Source organism: Bradyrhizobium sp. 62 (genome assembly GCF_023073035.1).
GTDB lineage: Bacteria > Pseudomonadota > Alphaproteobacteria > Rhizobiales > Xanthobacteraceae > Bradyrhizobium.
The window spans coordinates 54,327-73,068 of sequence record NZ_JADPIT010000002.1; the positions used below are offsets into that span (position 1 = coordinate 54,327).

The 18,742-nt window shown below is 61.0% G+C and carries 15 protein-coding genes; 8 read left to right on the forward strand and 7 right to left on the reverse strand.

Going from position 1 to position 18,742, the window contains the following annotated elements:
* Window positions 1–43 precede the first annotated feature (43 nt).
* On the forward strand, window positions 44–2,446 hold the full coding sequence (locus tag IVB47_RS00270; protein WP_256467781.1) for a membrane-bound PQQ-dependent dehydrogenase, glucose/quinate/shikimate family: 2,403 nt from the start codon (window positions 44–46) through the stop codon (window positions 2,444–2,446).
* A 122-nt stretch (window positions 2,447–2,568) separates the two neighbouring features.
* Here the strand turns inward: IVB47_RS00270 and IVB47_RS00275 are convergent, their stop codons facing one another.
* Complete coding sequence (locus IVB47_RS00275) at window positions 2,569–2,847, reverse strand: helix-turn-helix domain-containing protein (protein ID WP_247459241.1); 279 nt, start codon at window positions 2,845–2,847, stop codon at window positions 2,569–2,571.
* Window positions 2,848–2,972: 125 nt separating this feature from the next.
* Between IVB47_RS00275 and IVB47_RS00280 the strand changes: the two genes are divergently transcribed.
* The 6 genes from IVB47_RS00280 to IVB47_RS00305 all read left to right on the forward strand — a co-directional run bounded on the left by IVB47_RS00280 (window position 2,973) and on the right by IVB47_RS00305 (window position 9,729).
* On the forward strand, window positions 2,973–3,848 hold the full coding sequence (locus IVB47_RS00280; RefSeq protein ID WP_247459243.1) for a hypothetical protein: 876 nt from the start codon (window positions 2,973–2,975) through the stop codon (window positions 3,846–3,848).
* 67 nt (window positions 3,849–3,915) lie between these two features.
* Window positions 3,916–4,530: a hypothetical protein gene (locus tag IVB47_RS00285; protein ID WP_247459245.1), complete on the forward strand. Its 615-nt coding sequence runs from the start codon at window positions 3,916–3,918 to the stop codon at window positions 4,528–4,530.
* Between the two features lie 82 nt (window positions 4,531–4,612).
* On the forward strand, window positions 4,613–6,175 hold the full coding sequence (locus tag IVB47_RS00290) for an AAA family ATPase (protein WP_247459247.1): 1,563 nt from the start codon (window positions 4,613–4,615) through the stop codon (window positions 6,173–6,175).
* A complete protein-coding gene (locus IVB47_RS00295; RefSeq protein WP_247459248.1) occupies window positions 6,175–7,176 on the forward strand; it encodes a 3'-5' exonuclease in 1,002 nt (333 codons plus the stop codon). Before IVB47_RS00290 ends, IVB47_RS00295 begins: the two co-directional genes overlap by 1 nt.
* A gap of 1,646 nt (window positions 7,177–8,822) precedes the next feature.
* The gene (locus tag IVB47_RS00300) at window positions 8,823–9,308 is read left to right on the forward strand and encodes an SPW repeat protein (protein ID WP_247459249.1); all 486 of its coding nucleotides are present in this window, start codon (window positions 8,823–8,825) and stop codon (window positions 9,306–9,308) included.
* A gap of 100 nt (window positions 9,309–9,408) precedes the next feature.
* Window positions 9,409–9,729 (forward strand): testis-expressed protein 45, encoded by a 321-nt coding sequence (locus IVB47_RS00305; protein ID WP_247459250.1) that lies wholly within the window; start codon window positions 9,409–9,411, stop codon window positions 9,727–9,729.
* 90 nt (window positions 9,730–9,819) lie between these two features.
* Here the strand turns inward: IVB47_RS00305 and IVB47_RS00310 are convergent, their stop codons facing one another.
* From IVB47_RS00310 to IVB47_RS00330, 5 genes are all read right to left on the reverse strand, one after another.
* A complete protein-coding gene (locus tag IVB47_RS00310) occupies window positions 9,820–11,505 on the reverse strand; it encodes a transposase family protein (protein WP_247459251.1) in 1,686 nt (561 codons plus the stop codon).
* A gap of 120 nt (window positions 11,506–11,625) precedes the next feature.
* Window positions 11,626–13,779, reverse strand: a complete 2,154-nt coding sequence (locus tag IVB47_RS00315; RefSeq protein ID WP_247459252.1) for an exonuclease domain-containing protein — start codon at window positions 13,777–13,779, stop codon at window positions 11,626–11,628.
* 74 nt (window positions 13,780–13,853) lie between these two features.
* Window positions 13,854–14,603: an SOS response-associated peptidase family protein gene (locus IVB47_RS00320; protein ID WP_247459253.1), complete on the reverse strand. Its 750-nt coding sequence runs from the start codon at window positions 14,601–14,603 to the stop codon at window positions 13,854–13,856.
* Window positions 14,604–15,739: 1,136 nt separating this feature from the next.
* On the reverse strand, window positions 15,740–16,246 hold the full coding sequence (locus IVB47_RS00325; RefSeq protein ID WP_247459254.1) for a PRC-barrel domain-containing protein: 507 nt from the start codon (window positions 16,244–16,246) through the stop codon (window positions 15,740–15,742).
* Window positions 16,247–16,375: 129 nt separating this feature from the next.
* Window positions 16,376–17,230 carry a hypothetical protein gene (locus IVB47_RS00330; protein ID WP_247459255.1) on the reverse strand — a complete coding sequence of 285 codons (855 nt, stop codon included), beginning with the start codon at window positions 17,228–17,230 and terminating at the stop codon, window positions 16,376–16,378.
* A gap of 574 nt (window positions 17,231–17,804) precedes the next feature.
* On the opposite strand from IVB47_RS00330, the gene IVB47_RS00335 reads away from it, so the two are divergent.
* The gene (locus IVB47_RS00335) at window positions 17,805–18,026 is read left to right on the forward strand and encodes a response regulator (protein ID WP_247459531.1); all 222 of its coding nucleotides are present in this window, start codon (window positions 17,805–17,807) and stop codon (window positions 18,024–18,026) included.
* On the opposite strand, the gene IVB47_RS00340 is transcribed toward IVB47_RS00335, so the two are convergent.
* Window positions 18,023–18,367: a response regulator gene (locus IVB47_RS00340; protein WP_247459256.1), complete on the reverse strand. Its 345-nt coding sequence runs from the start codon at window positions 18,365–18,367 to the stop codon at window positions 18,023–18,025. The genes IVB47_RS00335 and IVB47_RS00340 overlap by 4 nt on opposite strands.
* Window positions 18,368–18,742 lie beyond the last annotated feature (375 nt).

The following is an 18,742-nucleotide window of genomic DNA, read 5'->3' on the forward strand; positions in this document are numbered from 1 at the left end:
GCACCTTGGATCTGAGCAACGAACACGTGACGAGTACCCCGGCATGGCTCAGACATATCGCGCAGCAGATTGGGCGGCATTCATTCTTGGAACCGTCATGATTCTCATCGGCCTCGTGCTCGGGGCCGGCGGTGCGTGGCTACTGTGGCTCGGAGGCTCCTTCTATTACTTCCCCAGCGGAATCATCCTGATCGTCTCGGGTATTCTGTTGACCCGCCGGCGCGTTGAAGGCGCATGGCTTTATCTTCTCCTCTTCCTGCTCACCCTCGCTTGGGCGTTCTGGGAAGTTGGCGCCAATGGTTGGGCGCTGGTCCCGCGGACGGTCGGCCCGGGTGTGTTGCTGATCTTCGTTCTGGCGCTGACCCCGAAGCTTCACCCGATTCGCCACCAATACGAACCTGCAGCGACCATCGTCGTCGGGTTGCTTCTGTTGGTGGCCACCAGCTTGTTGATGACGGGAGCTTTCCGGCCGGCAAGCGCCGCGCCGTCTGTGATGCCGTCGCCGACAGGCGCGATGGCCGATCCTTCGCCTCTGAAGGCGGGCGCAGATTGGCCCGCCTATGGCGGCAGCTACAGCGCGCGCCGCTATTCGGCGCTCGACCAAATTAAGGCGAGCAACGTAGGCAAGCTCACCAAGGTCTGGACTTTCCATACCGGCGACCTGCCGACCAAGAACACGAAAGGCACCTACGGCGCGGAGAACACGCCGCTCAAGGTGGGGGATACACTGTACGTGTGTACCCCCAAGAACCTCGTTCTTGCCGTCGACGCCAAGAGCGGCAAGCAGATCTGGCGATTTGACCCGCGTGTCCCGGACGAGTTCATTCCGTACACCGCGGCTTGTCGGGGTCTCGCCTATTACGAGCTTCCCAATGCCGATCAGGGCGCCGCCTGCGCCAAGCGCATCGTCGAAGGCACGCTTGATGCGCGCCTCATCACGATCGATGCGAGGACCGGCAAGCGATGCGAGGGCTTCGGGTATGACGGACAGGTCGACACCGCGACGGGCGTTGGCCGGCACGATCCCGGCATGTTTGCGATCACCTCGGCGCCGACGATCGTTCGCGGCATCATCGTCATCGGGCACGAAGTGCTCGACGGGCAAAAGCGGGACGCGCCCTCGGGTGTGATCCAGGGATACGACGCACAAACCGGCGCGTTGCGCTGGGCCTGGGACATGGTCAAGCCCGATGCAGGCGCGCCCCCACCGGCGGGCCAGACCTATACCCGGGGCACGCCCAACATGTGGACGACGGCCTCCGGCGACGAGGAGCTGGGCCTCGTTTATCTGCCGCTCGGCGTTTCGGCCGTGGACTATTGGAGCAGCAGCCGCTCCGAGCGCGAGAAGGAGTCCGCCACGTCCTTGGTCGCGCTCGATGTCACCACCGGCAAGCCCGCCTGGCACTTCCAGACCGTGCACAACGACGTCTGGGATTACGATCTCGGCTCTCAGGCCACGCTGGTCGACTTCCCCACGGAAAACGGCGGACCGGTACCGGCGCTCGTGCTGCCGAGCAAGCGCGGCGATATTTTCGTGCTCGACAGACGCACCGGCAAGCCGCTCGTCGGCGTCGAAGAGAGGCCGGTGCCACAAGGCGGCGTCGAGCCGGCGCAGCGCGCCAAGACCCAGCCGTATTCCCTTTATCACACTTTGCGGAAGGCCGATCTCACCGAGCAGGATATGTGGGGCATGTCGCCGATCGATCAGATGATCTGCCGCATCCAGTTTCGCCGGGCGAGCTACAAGGGCATCTTCACACCGCCCACCGCCAGTCCCCACTGGATTGAATATCCGGGCTACAATGGGGGCTCCGATTGGGGCGGCATCGCCATCGATCCCGTTCGCCAGGTCATCGTTGCGAATTACAACGACATGCCGAACTATAACCGCCTGGTGCCACGCGACGAAGCCAATCGTCTCGGTTGGGCGCCGCGAGACCAGGCGCGCGGCGAAATCGGCGGGCAGGAAGGCGCCGGCGATCCGCAACTCGGGTCCCCTTATGCGATCAACGTCAATGCCGGCTGGCGACTGCCCGGCACAGGATTGTTGTGCAAGCAGCCGCCTTATGGCGGAATTCGCGCCATCGATCTGAAGACCGGCAAGACGCTGTGGGATCGTCCGTTGGGTGAAGCCCGAACGAACGGCCCGTTCGGGATCCCGTCGATGCTACCGATCACGATCGGCACGCCTAACAATGGCGGCGCGGTCGTGACCGCCGGCGGCCTGATCTTCATCGCAGCGACGACCGACAATCTGATCCGTGCCATCGACATTAAGACCGGAAAAACCATCTGGAAGGACGTGCTTCCTGCCGGCGGCCAGGCCACGCCGATCACCTATGAGGCCGACGGCCGCCAATACCTCGTGATCATGGCCAGCGGTCATCATTTCATGGAGACGCCGATCGGCGATTCCTTGGTGGCTTACGCCTTACCGGCAAAATAGATGTCACCCCGACCGGTGTCCCTTTCGATTCGCTGATCCGAGAAGGTCCCATCAACTCGCCATCACAATGAAACAGCGCCTGGCGATCTAGCCCGTTCGCATATTCCCGTCTTCCTGAGCGACTATTTCGAGGCCAGCTTAATCCGAACTCCCTGACCGGATTTCTCGTCCGGAAAAATGAATTCTATGCCTGCTTTCTCGAAGCCAGATCTGATGGCCTTCAGAGCATTCCTTCGGCGCAGATCTTTGGAGGAGAGGTCGTCCTCGGCTTCCAATTTCGAGATCGTCCGCTGGCTGAGCCCTGCCAATTTGGCTGCTCCTGCCTGATCGAGACCGAGCAGTCCCCTTGCTGCACGGATCATCGCCGACGTCAGCATCTCCTCCTGGTCCAACTCCGCCACCGAATCGCTCCTCAGGGTGCGATTAAGGTTAACACGGCTGGATCGGAGTACCTCAGCACGAAAACATTGCGACCTCCTTAATTCGTGCTATAGTAGCACGATTATCAACCAAAGGAGATCGTTACATGGAAGTTGAGTCGCTCAGTGAGTCCATTTCCGAGGCCGCGCTCGCGCGCAGCGCTCGAACGCTCGTTGCCAACGCCGTCGCATCGGCTTTCAATGAAGACCCGGTGATCGGCCCGGATCTCAGCCGAGCGATCTCGGTGGTGGGCTCCGTCGTGAAGCGCCACGGCCTTTTGCTCCAGAGCACGACGGCCAATGCGCTCGCCGCCAGCGGCCGCTTCGACGTCCTCGTCGACGTCGCGATCCCGATCGTCGACGCCGCCAGCGAATTGCTGCTCGCCCGCAATGCCGCGGAAGACCTTGCTCGGATCAACATCCGGGCCGACGCGTCTGCCGAGCGCATCGTCACGGTCGATCTCGTGGTGGTCGATCAGGAGGTGGGCTGGGCCGGCGTCTACGACTTCAAGCGGGGCAACGGCCCGGTCGACGGCCGCACCCGGCGGCCGACCGAGCATGACTTGAGGGCGGCGGGCATGGTGCTGTCCAGCTATCTCGCGAAGCGAGGCTACCGCAATGTCTTGCGCGTCACGGCGGGCGTGATCGACTACTACGGGAACACAGGGTTCACTAAGGACTTCAAGATCGGTCGCGAGGAGCTCGATTCGCACTTCGAGGTTCCGGTCCGTGAGACGCTGGACACGGTCACCTCGTGCCTTCGCAAGGCGCTGCTCGCCGAACTGCCGCACCTCTTCTCCACCGTCATCGAGGGCATTATCCGCGAGAACGCCAAGAAGGATGAGACGACCTGCGGCATCGGGCTGATGCCCGATCTTGATCCGTTGCGGGCCGAAGCGCCCGTCGTTCATTTCGCCAACGCCCGTCCGACCGGGCCCGGACCCCGCAAGCCGGCCGTGACCGCCAAGATCGGCGCGGCTTAATCCATCGGCGCCGCCGACGGCCCGTCGGCGGCGCTAATCAAACCCGACGGAAGGGGACGTCCACGACATGACCGACAACACCAATGCGCCCGCGCCCAATGCTCGGCACGAGGATGACCGCCGAGTTGACGGAGCTGGGTCCGTGGTCGCGATCCATCGGCGATCGAGCCCCGACGCTTGCGGCCAACGCCCCGTCTGGCCAGTCAAGGAGCAGCCGGATCGCCGTTGGCCTTTCAAGGCCGCCGATGTCGTGCCGTTACAATGGTGGCGAACGCTGCCCTCAGATGCGCTTCGTGACGCCGAGCAGTCCCTCATGCTGACGACCTTGGATCGAATCGGCGTGCTCCATCCGGTCGATGATCTTAAAGCCGCGCTCGCCGGCGACGCGGCGGCCGCCATCAGCATGGCGTTCTCGATGATGCCGATCGAGAAGACCACGCTGGCCATCGACATCGGGATGACCGCGCTCTGCCGTTGCGCGCTTGCGCGACACGCGGCGTCGGCGCTGGTCATGGCGCAAGTGATCGGCCTGACCAACTTCGATCACGGGTTGTCCATCGAACTTGCCATGTCCTGGTACAGGCACGGACTGCGCTACGCGAGTGATCCGCGCAGATTCCGCGACGCCGAGACCGTGCTCTTGAAGGCCTTCCATGAACTCGACCGTTCCGGATCGCGGTGACGGACGCGGTGCTGGTCTCCACTCCAAATGCTTCTCAGATGATGTCCGGCTCCCGCCAACACGGCGGCTGGGGGCACGAAGCATGACGACCTCGGACGATTCAAATGATTTCGATCACACAGTCGAGGACGAGGCCGCGTCGACTGGAGCCGCGGCCGATTCCTCGGACCTCGATGAAGAACTGAAAAAGTTGCCGCGCCTCCTGCGCTACGCATTGCTTTCGAGCAAAGGCGAAGAGCACATCCAGGAGCGACTCGTCGCCGAGATCAATGAGGTCTGTCCTGGTCTTGCCGCGACCTCGGCCTGGATCGCGACGCAGACCTCGGCCGCCGGTCTTGAGCTCGCCGCCGAGCTCGACCGGCGAGCCGTCAAACAGGACGAGCCCGCCTTACGCAGCCTTTCCGACTGCGTTCGCGTTTTTAGTCTGCCATTACCCTGCAGCGCAGAGTTCTTCGATGACTATCGTAGGGTAGGCAAAGCTCTGATCGCAAGCTTTGGGAAGGTCTGCCACGACGCCGATGAGGACCTGTGCGCTGAGCTGGAAGAGTTTGTCTTCGGCTGGGCCGCGCTGCCGGCGTGCAGCGATCTGGTCTCACGGCATGCCAGCGCCGTCGCCGGCGCCGCCAGGCTTGGCCCCCTCACGGCAGAGCACCGCCTCACAGCCGCCAAGGTAGCTCTGCGTCGCAAGCTGAAAGAGGAGGAAGAAAGACGGAAGCAGAGGGATGCCGAGACCGCCTCCACGAGTGAGTTGCAGAAACCTCCGGCGCCTTCCGCGCCGGAGCACAGCGTCATTGTGGCACGGCTCTCCGAGCAGCAGATGAAGAACGCCAAGCTCAAGGACGTTCTTGGGCCATTCAAAGGTATCGTCAACGTCGCCATGCCGCTTGTCGAGGCGCCGCCTCTGCATGTCGTGCGTAGTGCCCTCCTTTTTGAATTCCCCTACGCCGCCGAAGTGATTGATTTTGCGCTCGCCGATCTTGTCGGCCGACCAACAGTTCGCTTGAGTCCCCTACTATTCGTGGGCGAATCCGGCGGCGGGAAGAGCCGTTTCGCACGGCGCCTGGGTGAGCTGTTGGGCGTCAACGTCTGGCGCACGGATGCCAGCCGTGCTGATGGCGCCGCGTTCGGCGGCACCGACCGCCGATGGTATTCCGCCGAACCTTGCCATCCTTTTCTTGCGGTGGCGCAGGGCGCGAGCGCCAACCCACTGGTGATTATCGATGAGATCGAAAAAAGCGCGACGCGAGCTGACTATGGCCGGCTCTGGGACTGCCTCCTCGGCTTCCTCGAATCCGAAACGAACAGTCGCTATCCGGATCCAGCGCTGCAGACCAATCTGGACTTGTCGCACGTCTCCTACGTCGCCACCGCCAACAGCGTCGATCCTCTGCCCTCGCCGATCCGCGACCGATTTCGGGTCGTGAGATTTCCGAAACCCACGTCCGCTGATCTCGACGCGCTCTTGCCTGCGATCATCGCCGACCTTGCGAAGGAACGCGGCCTCGACCCCAACTGGGTTCCGCCGCTCGACGGCACTGAACACATCGCCGCCGCGCAAAGCTGGCACGGCGGCTCGGTCCGGCTCCTCCGTCGCATCGTCGAAGCTATCCTCCGCGATCGCGACGCCAACGCGACCCGAAACTGATGAGCCGTATCGCCATGTACAAGTCACCAAACCTCCCGCTCGGCCTGCTTTGGAGACAACCGGCGAATCCTTTGGTCGAAGTCGCCACCCAGGTACCGAGCCAGCCGGAGATTGTTCTGTCCGAGGATACTGAAACTCCCGAGACGATGGCGTGCATGCTCGAGGCGACCGGCAACTACAAAATCCTTCGCCGTCTTGTCCCACGGACTGCCGAGCCTCGCCCTACGGCTGGTCGAATCGGCCTGATCATTGACCTGGAAACGACCGGCCTTGACACGACGCGCAACGAGGTCCTGGAAATCGCCGCCATCAAGTTCGGCTACGCCGACGACCGGGTCAGTTCCATTATCGGCACCGTCCAAGGATTCCAGCAGCCGTCGGCACCGATCGACCCTGCCATCACCGCGCTCACCGGCATCACGGACGCGATGGTCGAAGGTCATCACATCGACAGCGCATCGCTCGAGCAATTCGTGTCGGATACCCACATCATAATCGCTCACAACGCCGCCTTCGACCGCAAGGTCGCGGAACGGCACTGGCCGTTCTTCGCGAACTGTCACTGGGCCTGTTCAGCGACCGGCATCGACTGGAAAGCCCATGGCCTCAGCGGCGCCCGCCTCGCGTACCTGCTCTCGGAATACGGCCTGTTCCATGACGCTCACCGGGCGCTGGATGACTGTCGTGCAGTCCTTGAGATTCTGGCACTCGATCTTCCCGGCACCGAGCTATCAGGACTTGCGGCTCTGCTCGATCGCGCGCGTCGCCCTCAGCACCGCGTCTGGGCCGATGGCGCGCCGTTCGCACTGAAAGACACCCTCAAGCAACGTGGCTATCGCTGGAACGACGGTACCGATGGACGACCAAAGGCATGGTACGTGGACGTCGATGCTGTTGACGCCGAACTGAACTACCTCCGTAAGGAGATTTACCGCCGGGACGACTCAGATATCGTATGGCGGACGATAACATCGCTCGATCGGTTCTCGACACGGATTTAGATGAGGCTGCACTGCGCTCTTGAGTGCTGCTTGCTTCACCCCGCTAGTGAGCTACCCGCGAGCAGCAACATCGCCCTTCCCAAGGCGGCGAGCATTCGGGCATCACGTTCGCACAGGCCTTTCAAGACGGTCCGGAGGTCGAGGGCCTCGCTCTCTGCTGTGACATAAGTGAGGCTGCGCGGTGAGGCCACCAGTATTCACAGGCGCAATTTGTGGTGTCGAGGATCCCATTTGAGTGTTTGGCACGTTTGCGCACCTTCCATGTGCGGAACGGTCGCCACGCGAGGCGATTACCTTCACGTCGGTCGCCCCCGTGACCGGCAAAAGCGGCCCCGGCCTCAAGTCCCCCCGATTGCCCCAGCCGGGGCCGCTCCAGTCGGACGGCACTGCAGGACGAAGATGACACTTGCCTCATTGCTCGTGACCCTCCTGGTCAACAGTTGGATCTGTTACGCGGAAGCGTATCGCGCCGCAAAGCAAGCGGCGTGGAATAGCATGCCGATGGCGCCGACGCCGGCACCCAATTCTGTTATGACAATGAAACAGCGAAAACGGCTTTCGCTCTAGTCTGCGAAAACTTTGGTATTTGGTACGAGGGACAGCCGCAAAGGTAAACCGCCGACAAGAACCGGCAATCCCCGCACCACTGACCCAGATCGTCGGTGCTGCTAGGGCGAACTTCACTGCCGCTTCATTCACAAAAGTGGGCCCTGGCCTCCTCCCGACTTTTCAGCTTGGCCACCTCACGGCATAGCCGCTCGATCATCTGCAGCTCTCGCGTCATCTGCCCGTGGCCCGGAAAGATCAGGCCCCAACGCCTTTTACCGATTTGCGGAGTATCCTAGTCTAGTGAATATACGAATCATGCCGCTGCGCCACCGATTTCGCGCGACCCGGCAGCTCGCGTCACCTCAGGCAGCGAGAGCAGTGTCAAGTTCTGATAAGTGCGTTACTGAACGAGTTCGGTGGCGGTCGGCACGCGGCTAAGAAAAGCGATCGATCCTTCGCGTGTACCCAGCTTGGATCACCTGCGTCCGTAGTTCGTCGGACGGCTCTCCGTCAGGTGCCGCAATTCATCCTTTATCCAGTCATCCCGCTCAACGCTGATCTCCAACCCCGCCTCTACTCAGGGAGCCGTGGGAGCCAGCACCATTGCGACCGCTGGGAGCGTCAAAATATGTTCGGCCAATGCCAATATTGCTCCTCGCTTTATGTCGGGAATTTCCCGACCGGCGGGGTTCGATTGCCCGACTCGCGCCTAAAGAAAATGAAAGCCACATTAGTACGCAGAGAATCCGAGGGAGCCGACCAATGCTGTTGATCACAGCTAGTCTGAAAAAATCGGATAGCCGAGATAACGATGTCGTGCGGCCAGTACTCGTTCGGCCGGAACGGCTTTCTGATGCCAATCAAATGCGAGGCGACGTATCGAGTCCACGTCAACATGTCGCCCAGGGCTTTCAACGATTGCTTGATCTAGCTTGGGAGCAGACATTGTTAAACTACACCTCGCGTACCAGCGGAAGGCGCCGTGGCGAGTGAGGCTTTCAGGGAAGTAGGTCGAATGTTCAAGATCTTCTAGGACGCGGACCCATTAACGCGAGGCCATCACTCTGAAGCAGTCGCGACAACCAAAGGAGTTATTCATGAGGCAGCTTGAAAGGTATTGCGACTTAGCTACGCTCACTATCGGCGCTTTTTTATTCATGTCTCCATGGGTACTGGGTTTCGGTGCCCCCAAACCGAATTTGCCTACGCAAATTGTTAGCGTATTGGGCGCCGTCATAGGAGTAACCGGAATTGCAGCCGTGATAGCGTTTGAGATCTGGGAACTGTACATCGTCATTGCATTCGCCATCGCTTCGATCGCCTCACCTTGGTTGTTCGGCGTCACCGAACACAGCGCGTTCCTTGTGCTCATTCTCACCGGCTTGTCGGCGCTTGCGACCTCTGGCGCGCACATCCTTATTATTCGCCGCACGCGCGCAACGACGGATCAGGTCGATTCAAGACTTAAACCGTTTGGTGAGCGACACAGGACCTCACGCGGTAGGTCAGCTCGTGAGAGCAGCGCTAGGCGACGAGCTATTCTTAACCCGAACTCTCCAGCGGCACAAAATGACAAGATTTGACTGGTTCGTTTTAGCATTAATAATTGTTGCCGCAATAATTGCCGCTCGAAAAGATGGGGTCTGCGCCGCTATAGGTTCGAGAAGGGAATCTGCGTAGGGCTTGCAATTGGTTCTCAACAATGGCCGCCGGTGGGACTTTTCAACACACCTCGAAGTGTCTTCTGCAATTTCGCGCGCTTTCGTTCCTCCACCTCCGGATGCCAGCGATGTGGAAGTGTCCGATAGACTGTCCTCGAGCATGCGTAGATCGCTGTTGCATCTGGGCACGGCAGAAACGGCTACCCCTGTCCTTCCGATCGATCGTTCTTCTATCTTAGTGGAGGATTTCAATGAAAACCGGCGACCAGTCGAGCTGCTTCTGCAGATCGGCAAGAGCAAGTTGCTCGCAAAAGGCATCGACGCGATTAATGCGGTCAAGTAGCCTCTCAGGTTGGTGATTGTGGCGCTATGGCTTTGCTTGCTGTCATTCGGCCTGCAATATTGACCCCCCGTATTGCCTCACTTGCAGATGTTACCCTGGCGGCGCCGTGGCCGATGACGATCCGAGGTCGCCTGATGGGTCGCGCCAGGTAGCTTTCCCGGCTTGCTCGATGAGAGGGGCTGTGGGCGGGTCGGGCCCTACATAGCCCGAGCCGTCCACAACCCCGGGCAATGGGGCTGCGGTCGTGACGTCCGCAAGCGGCTCCTTCGCGAGCAACTGCTTAACAGTCTTCCGTCGAAGCACCCTCAGCAGACGCTGCACAATAGAATGCTGCGTCGGCCCGAAATCCTCGGGGTATTTCTCGCTCAGCCGGCAGACAATGGTGAGCGCAGTTAGCTGCGGCTGCTCGGCGAGCCAACCCTCGATCACAGCAATATGCGGATCGAGCTTGGACGGCATGCGAACCCTGGTTTTATAGGGCCGACGGGTGCGCCGGTGTGTGGCACGTGGCTCGCCGGAGGTCGTCGTCTTGCCGAGCGTCTTCGCAAAGGTGGCTGTGGTGGCTGGCGCGGTGCTCGTGCTGGCGGCTTGCAGGCCGCGCACTTGTCCGGCACGACGATCGACGCGATTGCCGCGTTCGTCCTGGGTTGCGCGAATCTCGGCCAACAGCGCGACCGGATCGAGCGAGCGATACTGATCGCGCAGCCGCTTCTTTACGGCTGCGGTGACCTTGGGATGCGCCAATGCACGCTCATAGGGTGTTGATGGGAGATGATAGCGCTTGATCACTTTAGCCCCTTCGCGGCGCTTCTCCTTCAGCTTGAATGACGGCTGGAAGAAGTTGACGTAGAGCCTTGCCGCCGCATAGAGGCGACCCATCACGCGCGCCGTCTCGACGCCATCGAAGCGGCCATAGGCCATGAGGCGACGGACGACGGCACCATTCTTCTGCTCGACGAACGCCTGATCGTTCTTCTTGTAGGCGCGCGAGCGTGTGACTTCGAGCTTCTGTTCGCGACACCATGGCACTACGACATCGTTCATGAAGGCGCTGTCGTTGTCGAAGTCGACGCCGCGCAACAGCCAGGGGAACAGGCTCTGTGCGCGGTTGATCGCCTCGACGACCAGCGAACCTTCCCGCGTCACCAACGGCAGACACTCCGTCCAGCCCGTGGCGACATCGACCATCGTCAAAGTCTGGATGAACGAGCCAGCCACCGACGTTCCGCCATGGGCGACCATGTCGACCTCGCAAAAGCCGGGCGGCGGGCTGTTCCAGTCATTGAGCGTGCGGATCGGGACCTCGCGCCGGATTGCCGAATAAAATCCGGCACGGCGTCGCCTGCCACCGCTCGCCGCGACCTTCACGTCCACGAGCAGGCGGTCGATGGTTGCGGGGCTGATCGAGAGAACACAGTCACGATCCGCCTGGCCAAGTCGCAATCGGCCATGTTGCTCGAGGGCAGGCAGCAAGGTCGGGATCATCACCTTGAGCCGCTTGCCGCACACCCGATCCGACGCCTCCCACAGCGCCGTCATCGCGTCCTTGATCGTCGCGCCATATCTACGCTTGCGCTCTCGCGGTGCCTCAACTGCGCCGGGCCCAACCGTTGCGCGTCGCCGGAGTGCGCGCACCGCATGCTTGCGATGCCAGCCCGTCGTCGCGCACAGCTCGTCAAGGATCCGCCCCTTCTCCGCTCGTTTGGCCGATCGGTAACGTTCCATCACCGCCGACACCACCTCGCGCCTCGCGCCCATGCTGATCTTTCCCGCCATGGAGGCCACCGAACCAATTTGGTGGCGCCGCTGCATTCACCGGCGAGAAGTTGTCCAGTAACATTCTGGGTGAGGCAATGCGGGGGTCAAATTTGCAAGCCGATTGACAGTTATGAATTGCTATGCTGCTTCGCGGTAACCCTCTTCGCTCCGCTTCTTGTTGATGAGATTCAACAACTGCGCCGACGCCCGCGCATCGCATAAGGCTCGATGATGATTATCGAGCGAGATGCCATATATCTCGCAAAGTTTCCCAAGTCCGTACGACCTGTGTCCCGGAAAGCGCCGCCGCATTCCGGCGCACGTGCAGAGCTTGGGGAATCTGAAGCGCCGCGCGATCCTTTCGAATTCGTAGGCCATGAAACCGTAGTCGAAGCTGACATTATGGGCGACGAAAATGCCGTCCGCCATGAACTCCATGAATCGGTCCGCTACCTCCGCGAACACAGGTGCGTCCCGAACCATTTCATTCGTGATGCCGGTCAGCTGAACGATCTTTGCGGGAATGGAACGCTGAGGATTGATGAGAGAATGCCACTCGTCGACGACACAGTGATTGCGAACCTTCACCGCGCCGATCTCGGTGATGCGATCGCCATTCGACCAGGAGCCGGTCGTCTCGATGTCGACCACCACGTAGTCCTGCTCGGGGTCGAAACGATAATCCACCCGGCCGATCTCGGCGATGATCCCGGCGGCGCCGAGCTGGCGGAGGCGGGTCAGCTGGTTGCGGCGGATCACGTCCCCCTCGGCCTTGACCTCCATAAAGGACGCTTTGCCGTCCTGCACCAGCATCAGATCGGGGAAACCGTCCCGCATGCCGCGGAAATCGTCGCACATGCTGCCGATGATGCCGGCGATGCCGGCCGAATCGGATCCTTCGAGCAGCGCGCGCAGCGCCTCCACTTGCACATGATCCCAGCTGAAGACCCCATTCGGGCGGCCCCATTTTGCTGCGACGGTGCGGAGGATCAACGGAAGAGAAGCTCTGGATGCGATGGTGGCCAGTTTCTCCTCGATCGGCACGGCGAAGAGCCGACGGAAGCTGCGGTCCTTTAGGCAATGGGGTAGCCAGTCGAACCCGCTGGGCATCCGGGTGCTCTCGAAGAGCTCGTCCCAGAAGAGAAGCCCGAACAGGGTGTGCCACAGCACATTCTCGGTGAAGAAAACCTTGGTGCCCTCGCGCCGCAGAACGCCGGCGACGCCTGCTTCTGGATTGCCGCGATGCGTATCGTCGACGGTGATCGTTCGCCCGGACCGCAGAAGTTCGGTACAGAGACCTGTACGCTGTCCACCGAACTTTCGGGCGTAGAAATCGGTGGCGAAGAGGTGTTCGCCATCGCTGCCGGGATCATCGATCATCCGCTGCAGCAGCGTTTCGGCCTCGGCCTTGTCGCCCGTGTTGTAGAGCAGACGAACCAGGCGCTCGTTGCAGTCGGGGGAAGGCCCGGCACGGTAGAGCTGCCGGGCGAGATCGTTCTCGCCCGCCTTCTCGAAGAAAAGCCCCGTCCGATGCGCAGCTCGGCTGCGGAGATCGGCGGCGAACTGCGTCGTGCAGGCAGGCCCGGCGAGCACGTCGATGGCGGCCCGCCTGTGCGCGGTCTCCGTTCCGTCGTCCAGGCTGTCCAGAACCCGGCTGTAATGGAACGAGGCGAGCGCCTCTTCCGCATCGGTGAAGCGCGCGCTGAACGAAGTCTCGCGGTTGGTGCGGAGTATGCCCAAGTCGCGCAGCGCGAAGTTTTTCAGATCTACCTCGGTCTTGCCGAAATACAGATAGAGCAGGAACTCGACCGGCCACGTCCCGTCGAGCGCGATGAAGTTGCGGGCGCCGCAGTGCTGCGCGGCCACCGGAAAAGGGATGCTTTGTAGATAATAGTCGATGAACTTCGGCTTCGACCAGGATTTGCGGACGTCCCCTCGCCCGGCCGCCTGCGCTCCGGTGACGAGGATGTCCTTTGGCAGGCATGAGACGAAGGCCGCATAGTCCGCCTCGCCGAGTTCGCGTGCGTGACCGGCCGCAGTCAGATCAGATGCCGCACGCTCGACGCAATCGATCTCGGGGTAGTTGAACAGCGATCGGTTGAATATGGCACCACGCCTATTGATCATTCGGACCAGCAGACATCGTGCATCTCTCGATAGGCCCTCGAACCGCGCTATGAAGGCGTGGTGCTCCGGACCAAGCACGGGGGCGTACGTCCGCTGCACAAACCCCAGCATTTCGGCGAAGTGGTCGAGATAATAGTAGACGGGCAGTTGAGGCAGTTTGGCCAAGCGGACCTTCGCGGCAGGAATCGTTTGTTCTATTTTTGTTCGAATGCCGTCCTCGGAGTCAAGCGCCTAGACGGCTACAGGTGACCACTGTCCGGAACTTCGGCCGTCGCCGGCGCGGCATCTTCCTTCACGCCTCGCGCGACAATCCGGAGCGTCCCATCCGCGAGGGGCCGCTGCAGCTTCAGGGCTTCGTCCGCCGGTGCCGTCATCCAGGTCTCGACTTCGTCCGGCGTCGTGAGGATCACCGGCATTGCCTTCGGATGGATGGCGCCCACTTCGGCGTTCGGCTCGGTCGTCAGGAATGCGTAGAGGTCGTTCGTGGTCTCGCCCTCCCTCACCTTCCTGACCGAGGTCCAGTTCGTCCAGATGCCGGCGAAGCATGCGAGCGGCCGGGTCTCGTCGAGCGCGAACCAGATGTCGCCGCCCTCGGCCTTGTTGAATTCGCTGAAGCTGTTGAACGGCACCACGCAGCGGTGCTCCGGACCCAGCCACCGGGTCCAGTGTTTGCTTTTCACGTTCCGGATGTTGGTCGTGCCGCCGTCCGGCTCCATCCGGAGCAATTCCTTGAAATCGACGGTCTTGCCCTTGGCTTGCAGCTTCTCCGCGCGCTTCTTGGTGGCGTCCATCAGCGCTTTCGACGACGACGGCATGCCCCAGCGCGCGGTCGCGAGCTCGCGGCCCTCGACACCGGTCCGGACGATCGGCGCCTTGTAGTCCGGAAAGACGCCGGGCATCGGCGCCAGGTTGCCGACGTACCGGTTGACGACGCGGAACAGCGCGCTGATGGCGGCCTGGTTGGTGGTGATCGAATAGAGGTTGCACATCGTCAGGTCTCCGGAGCGGCCTGGCGAGGGCGCTGCGCCAACTGTAGCAGCGTCGGCGGCGGCCGGCGACCGGCCTTGGCGCACTTGCTGCAGCGGAGCCGGCCCGCGGTAACCCCCCTCATGGTTTTACGCGCCTTGTCGGCGCCTGTGCAAACGGTCCTGGGACGCCCTTCCCTGGGCAGGGTGCGGCGGAAGCCAGTAAGCCTAACCATTTTCCGGCTTGGATCGCAGGCGTCCCCGACCGTTGCGACAGTCACCCGGCACAAACGTGCTCTCGCCGGAAGGCCCCAAAGCTAGAACGTGCGGTTTTGCTCCAAAACTCGGGGTGAGGAATGCACCTTGGAATCTTTGCGTCTCGAGCTACGTCCTCCGTCCAGTGCCGCGTGACTCGTTCAGTGGGCGCACCCGTGGAGAGACCCGCAGCAGCGAACGTTGGTGGTCGATATATTCCCGCACTACCTGCCGAACCTCCGCCATTCCCTCCGACCGGGCCTCGCGTTGGGCACTTGTCTCGGCTCGCGCGCCGGCGCTCTCCAGTATTGATCGGCGCAGCTCGTAGACCGCCATGGCAGCTTCGTCTGAAAGCGCCCGCGCCTGCTCTCGTGCGGCACGGGCCTCGTCGACAAGCCGTCGACGATTAGCATCAGCGTCTTCCGTTTTCTGCTGTGTCATTTTGAGCCCCGAATCAATCGACGCCCCATCATGCAATCGACGTGGATAGCGCGTCCCTAACTTAAATTATTGTGTGCGCTCGAACACAGCTCAAAAGCTCTCCACGTCGCGATTTGGCCCGCTATGCTCTTTGAGCGGACTTGGTCTCCCCATCTGGGTCTGTTTCTCCACGGCGGCTAAAGAGAGCAATCGAAGCTTGTTAATCACACAATTCGATGTTTGAAGCGCCTACTGCATTGCGCCTCCAGTATGCTGGCCGTTGCCACGAACCAGCCGGCACCGCTTCTTCAAAGGACGACAGCCCGCCATCCCGCAAATGAGTTGCCCGGTTGCTTGAGGCTTGCTGGCGCGCTCTTCACCAGGACGAAATGCGTGCTCGACATGGCGCGCGAGGCGAAGAGCGGGCACCCAAGGTGCCGCTGATCGCCGCCTCAGTCCGAGTGTCCGAGGCGGCGTAGTTGGCCTCAGTATTTGAACTGCGGCATGGCCTTCAATTGGTCCTTGGTCGCGTTGTAGACGACGTGGTCCGGATACCAGTTTTCGTTGGCTGCACGCACGGGCCGGTTGGAGCGGTTGACTTCTCCAGTCGCGGCACCGGCATTGTTGACGCCTACCGTCGGTTTGTCGGCGGGCGGCGTGCTCGTCGACGTGCGAACGGGCTCGTTGACCCACTTCAGCTTTTCATAGGGCACAGCAACATAATGCTCGCCCATACCGAGGAATCCACCAACACCCAGGATGACGTTCGCAGTCTTGCCCGACTTGTCGAGAATGACCTCGTTGATGTCGCCGATCTTCTCGTTGGCTTCGTTGTAGACGTTGACGCCGACGAGCTTGGAAGCCCGCCATTCGCCTTCCTTGTGCGACGAGGCGGCACTATCAGCGGCGGTCTTGGTCGAGGCAGTTTGGGCCGATGCCGAGCACGTGAACAAGGCCGTGGTGAGCAAGGCGGCGACGAGATACTTAGACATGCGTCCTTCTCCGTTTGTGAATAGTGGGCGTACTTAGCGCAGCAGCATAATGAGAATGATCAGCGGGATCGGGATTCCGACGAGCCAAAGCAGAATCGGCATGATATCTCTCCTTTCGTTTGCGATGGGTTAGCGATTGGTTGCAGGCGCATACGCCTTCTTGCCCCAAGTGCCGTCGCGAAGCCCGCCGCCTTCAGTGGCAGCCAGCGATGCGCAAAAGGCGCCGATAAACAGGGAAAGCGTTAGCCAGATCGCAATCTGCATGGCGGCCTTCCTTGCCGCGTCGATATCAGTTTTCACCTGAGTGACGACTTCGTTGACGCGCTTCTCGGCGTCCGCCTGGCTTAATCCGGTTCGCGCAGACACGACCTTAGCAACGTAGGTGCGGTCGGCGGGACTGACATCGTTGTCTTTGTGGAAGCTGTTGGTGAACAGGCGGACCATCTCACCACGCGAGTCGCCAGTCTGCTGGCCCTGGGAGGACGGGTTATCCGAGCGCAGGAGCGTGTCGACGTAGCCGCTCATCGGCGAATTCTGTGCAGCGTTCGCCGCGCCCTGCGTCGCGCCAGCAAGCGTTCCGCCTAGCAACGTGGTTGCCGGAGCAGCCAGCAACACAGCGCCGAGAACCGAGGCGGCCGCCCAAGCCAAAAAGCCATGCGCCGTATCCCGGAAGTGCACCTCGGTGGTCTGCACGCCGACCCACTTCGTGCGAAGACGGCCGGCAAGATAACCACCTACGGCGGACGAGATCATCGCCATGACGATGAAATATAGACCAGTTCCGATCTTGAAAGTCGTCGCGGACACACCCGAATTGCCCCAGGGCGACACTACAGAGAAGCCCATGCCTGCGCCAAAGGATAGAAGCACGAGCGTAAGAGCGAGAGACGCAACGGCTCCGGCCAAGACGGCAGCCCAGGAAACCCCGGCTACCGACGGTTCAACCACCCCGACCTGTGCGTCTTCTCGAAGAGCTTGTGCCATTTGTTACTCCCAGCAGCTGTTATCCCGTTAGTAGATGCCCGAATGGAACAAAGGTTCCATGCATTCATGCGCCGACACCTACGGTCTGAGGCCTAGAGGAGTATGCTGCGACAGCAGAGAACCATCGGCGGCACCGGAAAAGCGGCCATTGTTCTCGCTATGGCGGCAGCAGCCTTGTTCGTCGTCGGAGTCTCACTGGTCACGATACTCAAGGAGCAGGCGCGCCGCCTGCTCCTGCTCACTTAACCCAGGCTCCCAAGAGCTAACGCCCTCGTTAGCAGGAAGGTATCCCCGAACGATGACGACCCGGCGCGCTAATTTCTCTCTCCTGAATACGGACCCTGAGAATTTCCCGCTCGGCGTTACTTGCCTAGCCCTGTCCGCGCGGCCTGTGGCTCATCAACGGGAACCTCAGCCCTTCGCATAGGTTAATTAGGCGAGGTTGTTCCGCCATGACGCATACAGTTTTAGTAGTAGATGATGATCCCGGCGTGCTCGACGTGATCGCGTCCATGCTCGAAGAGCTTGTTGCAAAGTTGTTTGCGCGCATAGCGGCCCCGAAGCTCTCGATACACTGGCGACGAACGAAGACGTTTCGATCTTGATCACCGACATCAACATGCCGGGTATGGACGGCCATGAATTGGCCGAACGTGCCACGCGAGTTCGCCCATCGCTGAAAGTTTTACAGCTATCCGGCCGGGAACGAAGGCGTGATGGCTTCCCCTTGCTCAGGAAGCCGTTCTCTGAAGAAGACCTTCATCGCGTCATGGAACAAACGACCGGCATTTGTTAGCGCAACAGAGTCGCTAAACAGCGCTCAAGCTCGTCCATTGGGAATGGCTTTTCAAGGACCGGATGATCCTTGAAGCCCGTGGGTACGCCGCCCGCGCCGTATCCGCTCGCGAAGGCAAAAGGAATGCCCCTGCCTCGCAGCGCTTCTGCAATGGGTTCAGAGCTATTTCTTCCAAGCTGTATGTCGAGAATGGCCGCATCAACACCGGGCGCAGAAGCAAGCAAAAGCCCGCTTTGCAAATCGTTAGCCTCACCAGCGAGGCTGTGACCTAGCTCCGCCAGCATGTCAGCGATCATCATGCGGATCAGCGATTCATCCTCAACCAGAAGCACAGACGCCATACCACCACTCCGAGCGCAGTGTAACCCAACTACTTCATTACTTCAGATGCCTCTGATTGCCATGACTGCCCCCCGCAACCGCCCCACCAGAGATTCGAAATGTGCGGCCGGTTGTCGGATCAAGGATGGAGGTCACGAAGCTTGGCCTGCTACCACAGCGATGGCATTCCTAGAGGGAGCGGATTTGAGGCTCTTGCATCGCACCCTTAGGCGGAAAGCGGTTATCATCGGCAAGCCCGTGTCACTACTGAGCGCTTCTCCTGGGCCATGTGGATGCTTCTTCAAATGCCCGAAGGCCAACAGACCGAAGCTCCCCAAGAGAATGTTGTCCCGCTTCCGCAGCTTTCAGAAGCCGCTCCGCGACCATCTTCCGAA

Bases quoted from the DNA above. Each gene is read 5' to 3' on its own strand.
- IVB47_RS00320 (WP_247459253.1), bottom strand. From the start codon at position 14,603: ATGTGCAACCTCTATTCGATCACCACCAACCAGGCCGCCATCAGCGCG.
- IVB47_RS00340 (WP_247459256.1), bottom strand. From the start codon at position 18,367: ATGGCGTCTGTGCTTCTGGTTGAGGATGAATCGCTGATCCGCATGATG.
- IVB47_RS00290 (WP_247459247.1), top strand. From the start codon at position 4,613: ATGACGACCTCGGACGATTCAAATGATTTCGATCACACAGTCGAGGAC.
- IVB47_RS00330 (WP_247459255.1), bottom strand. From the start codon at position 17,230: ATGGCACAAGCTCTTCGAGAAGACGCACAGGTCGGGGTGGTTGAACCG.
- IVB47_RS00285 (WP_247459245.1), top strand. From the start codon at position 3,916: ATGACCGACAACACCAATGCGCCCGCGCCCAATGCTCGGCACGAGGAT.
- IVB47_RS00295 (WP_247459248.1), top strand. From the start codon at position 6,175: ATGAGCCGTATCGCCATGTACAAGTCACCAAACCTCCCGCTCGGCCTG.
- IVB47_RS00300 (WP_247459249.1), top strand. From the start codon at position 8,823: ATGAGGCAGCTTGAAAGGTATTGCGACTTAGCTACGCTCACTATCGGC.
- IVB47_RS00325 (WP_247459254.1), bottom strand. From the start codon at position 16,246: ATGTCTAAGTATCTCGTCGCCGCCTTGCTCACCACGGCCTTGTTCACG.
- IVB47_RS00270 (WP_256467781.1), top strand. From the start codon at position 44: ATGGCTCAGACATATCGCGCAGCAGATTGGGCGGCATTCATTCTTGGA.
- IVB47_RS00310 (WP_247459251.1), bottom strand. From the start codon at position 11,505: ATGGCGGGAAAGATCAGCATGGGCGCGAGGCGCGAGGTGGTGTCGGCG.
- IVB47_RS00280 (WP_247459243.1), top strand. From the start codon at position 2,973: ATGGAAGTTGAGTCGCTCAGTGAGTCCATTTCCGAGGCCGCGCTCGCG.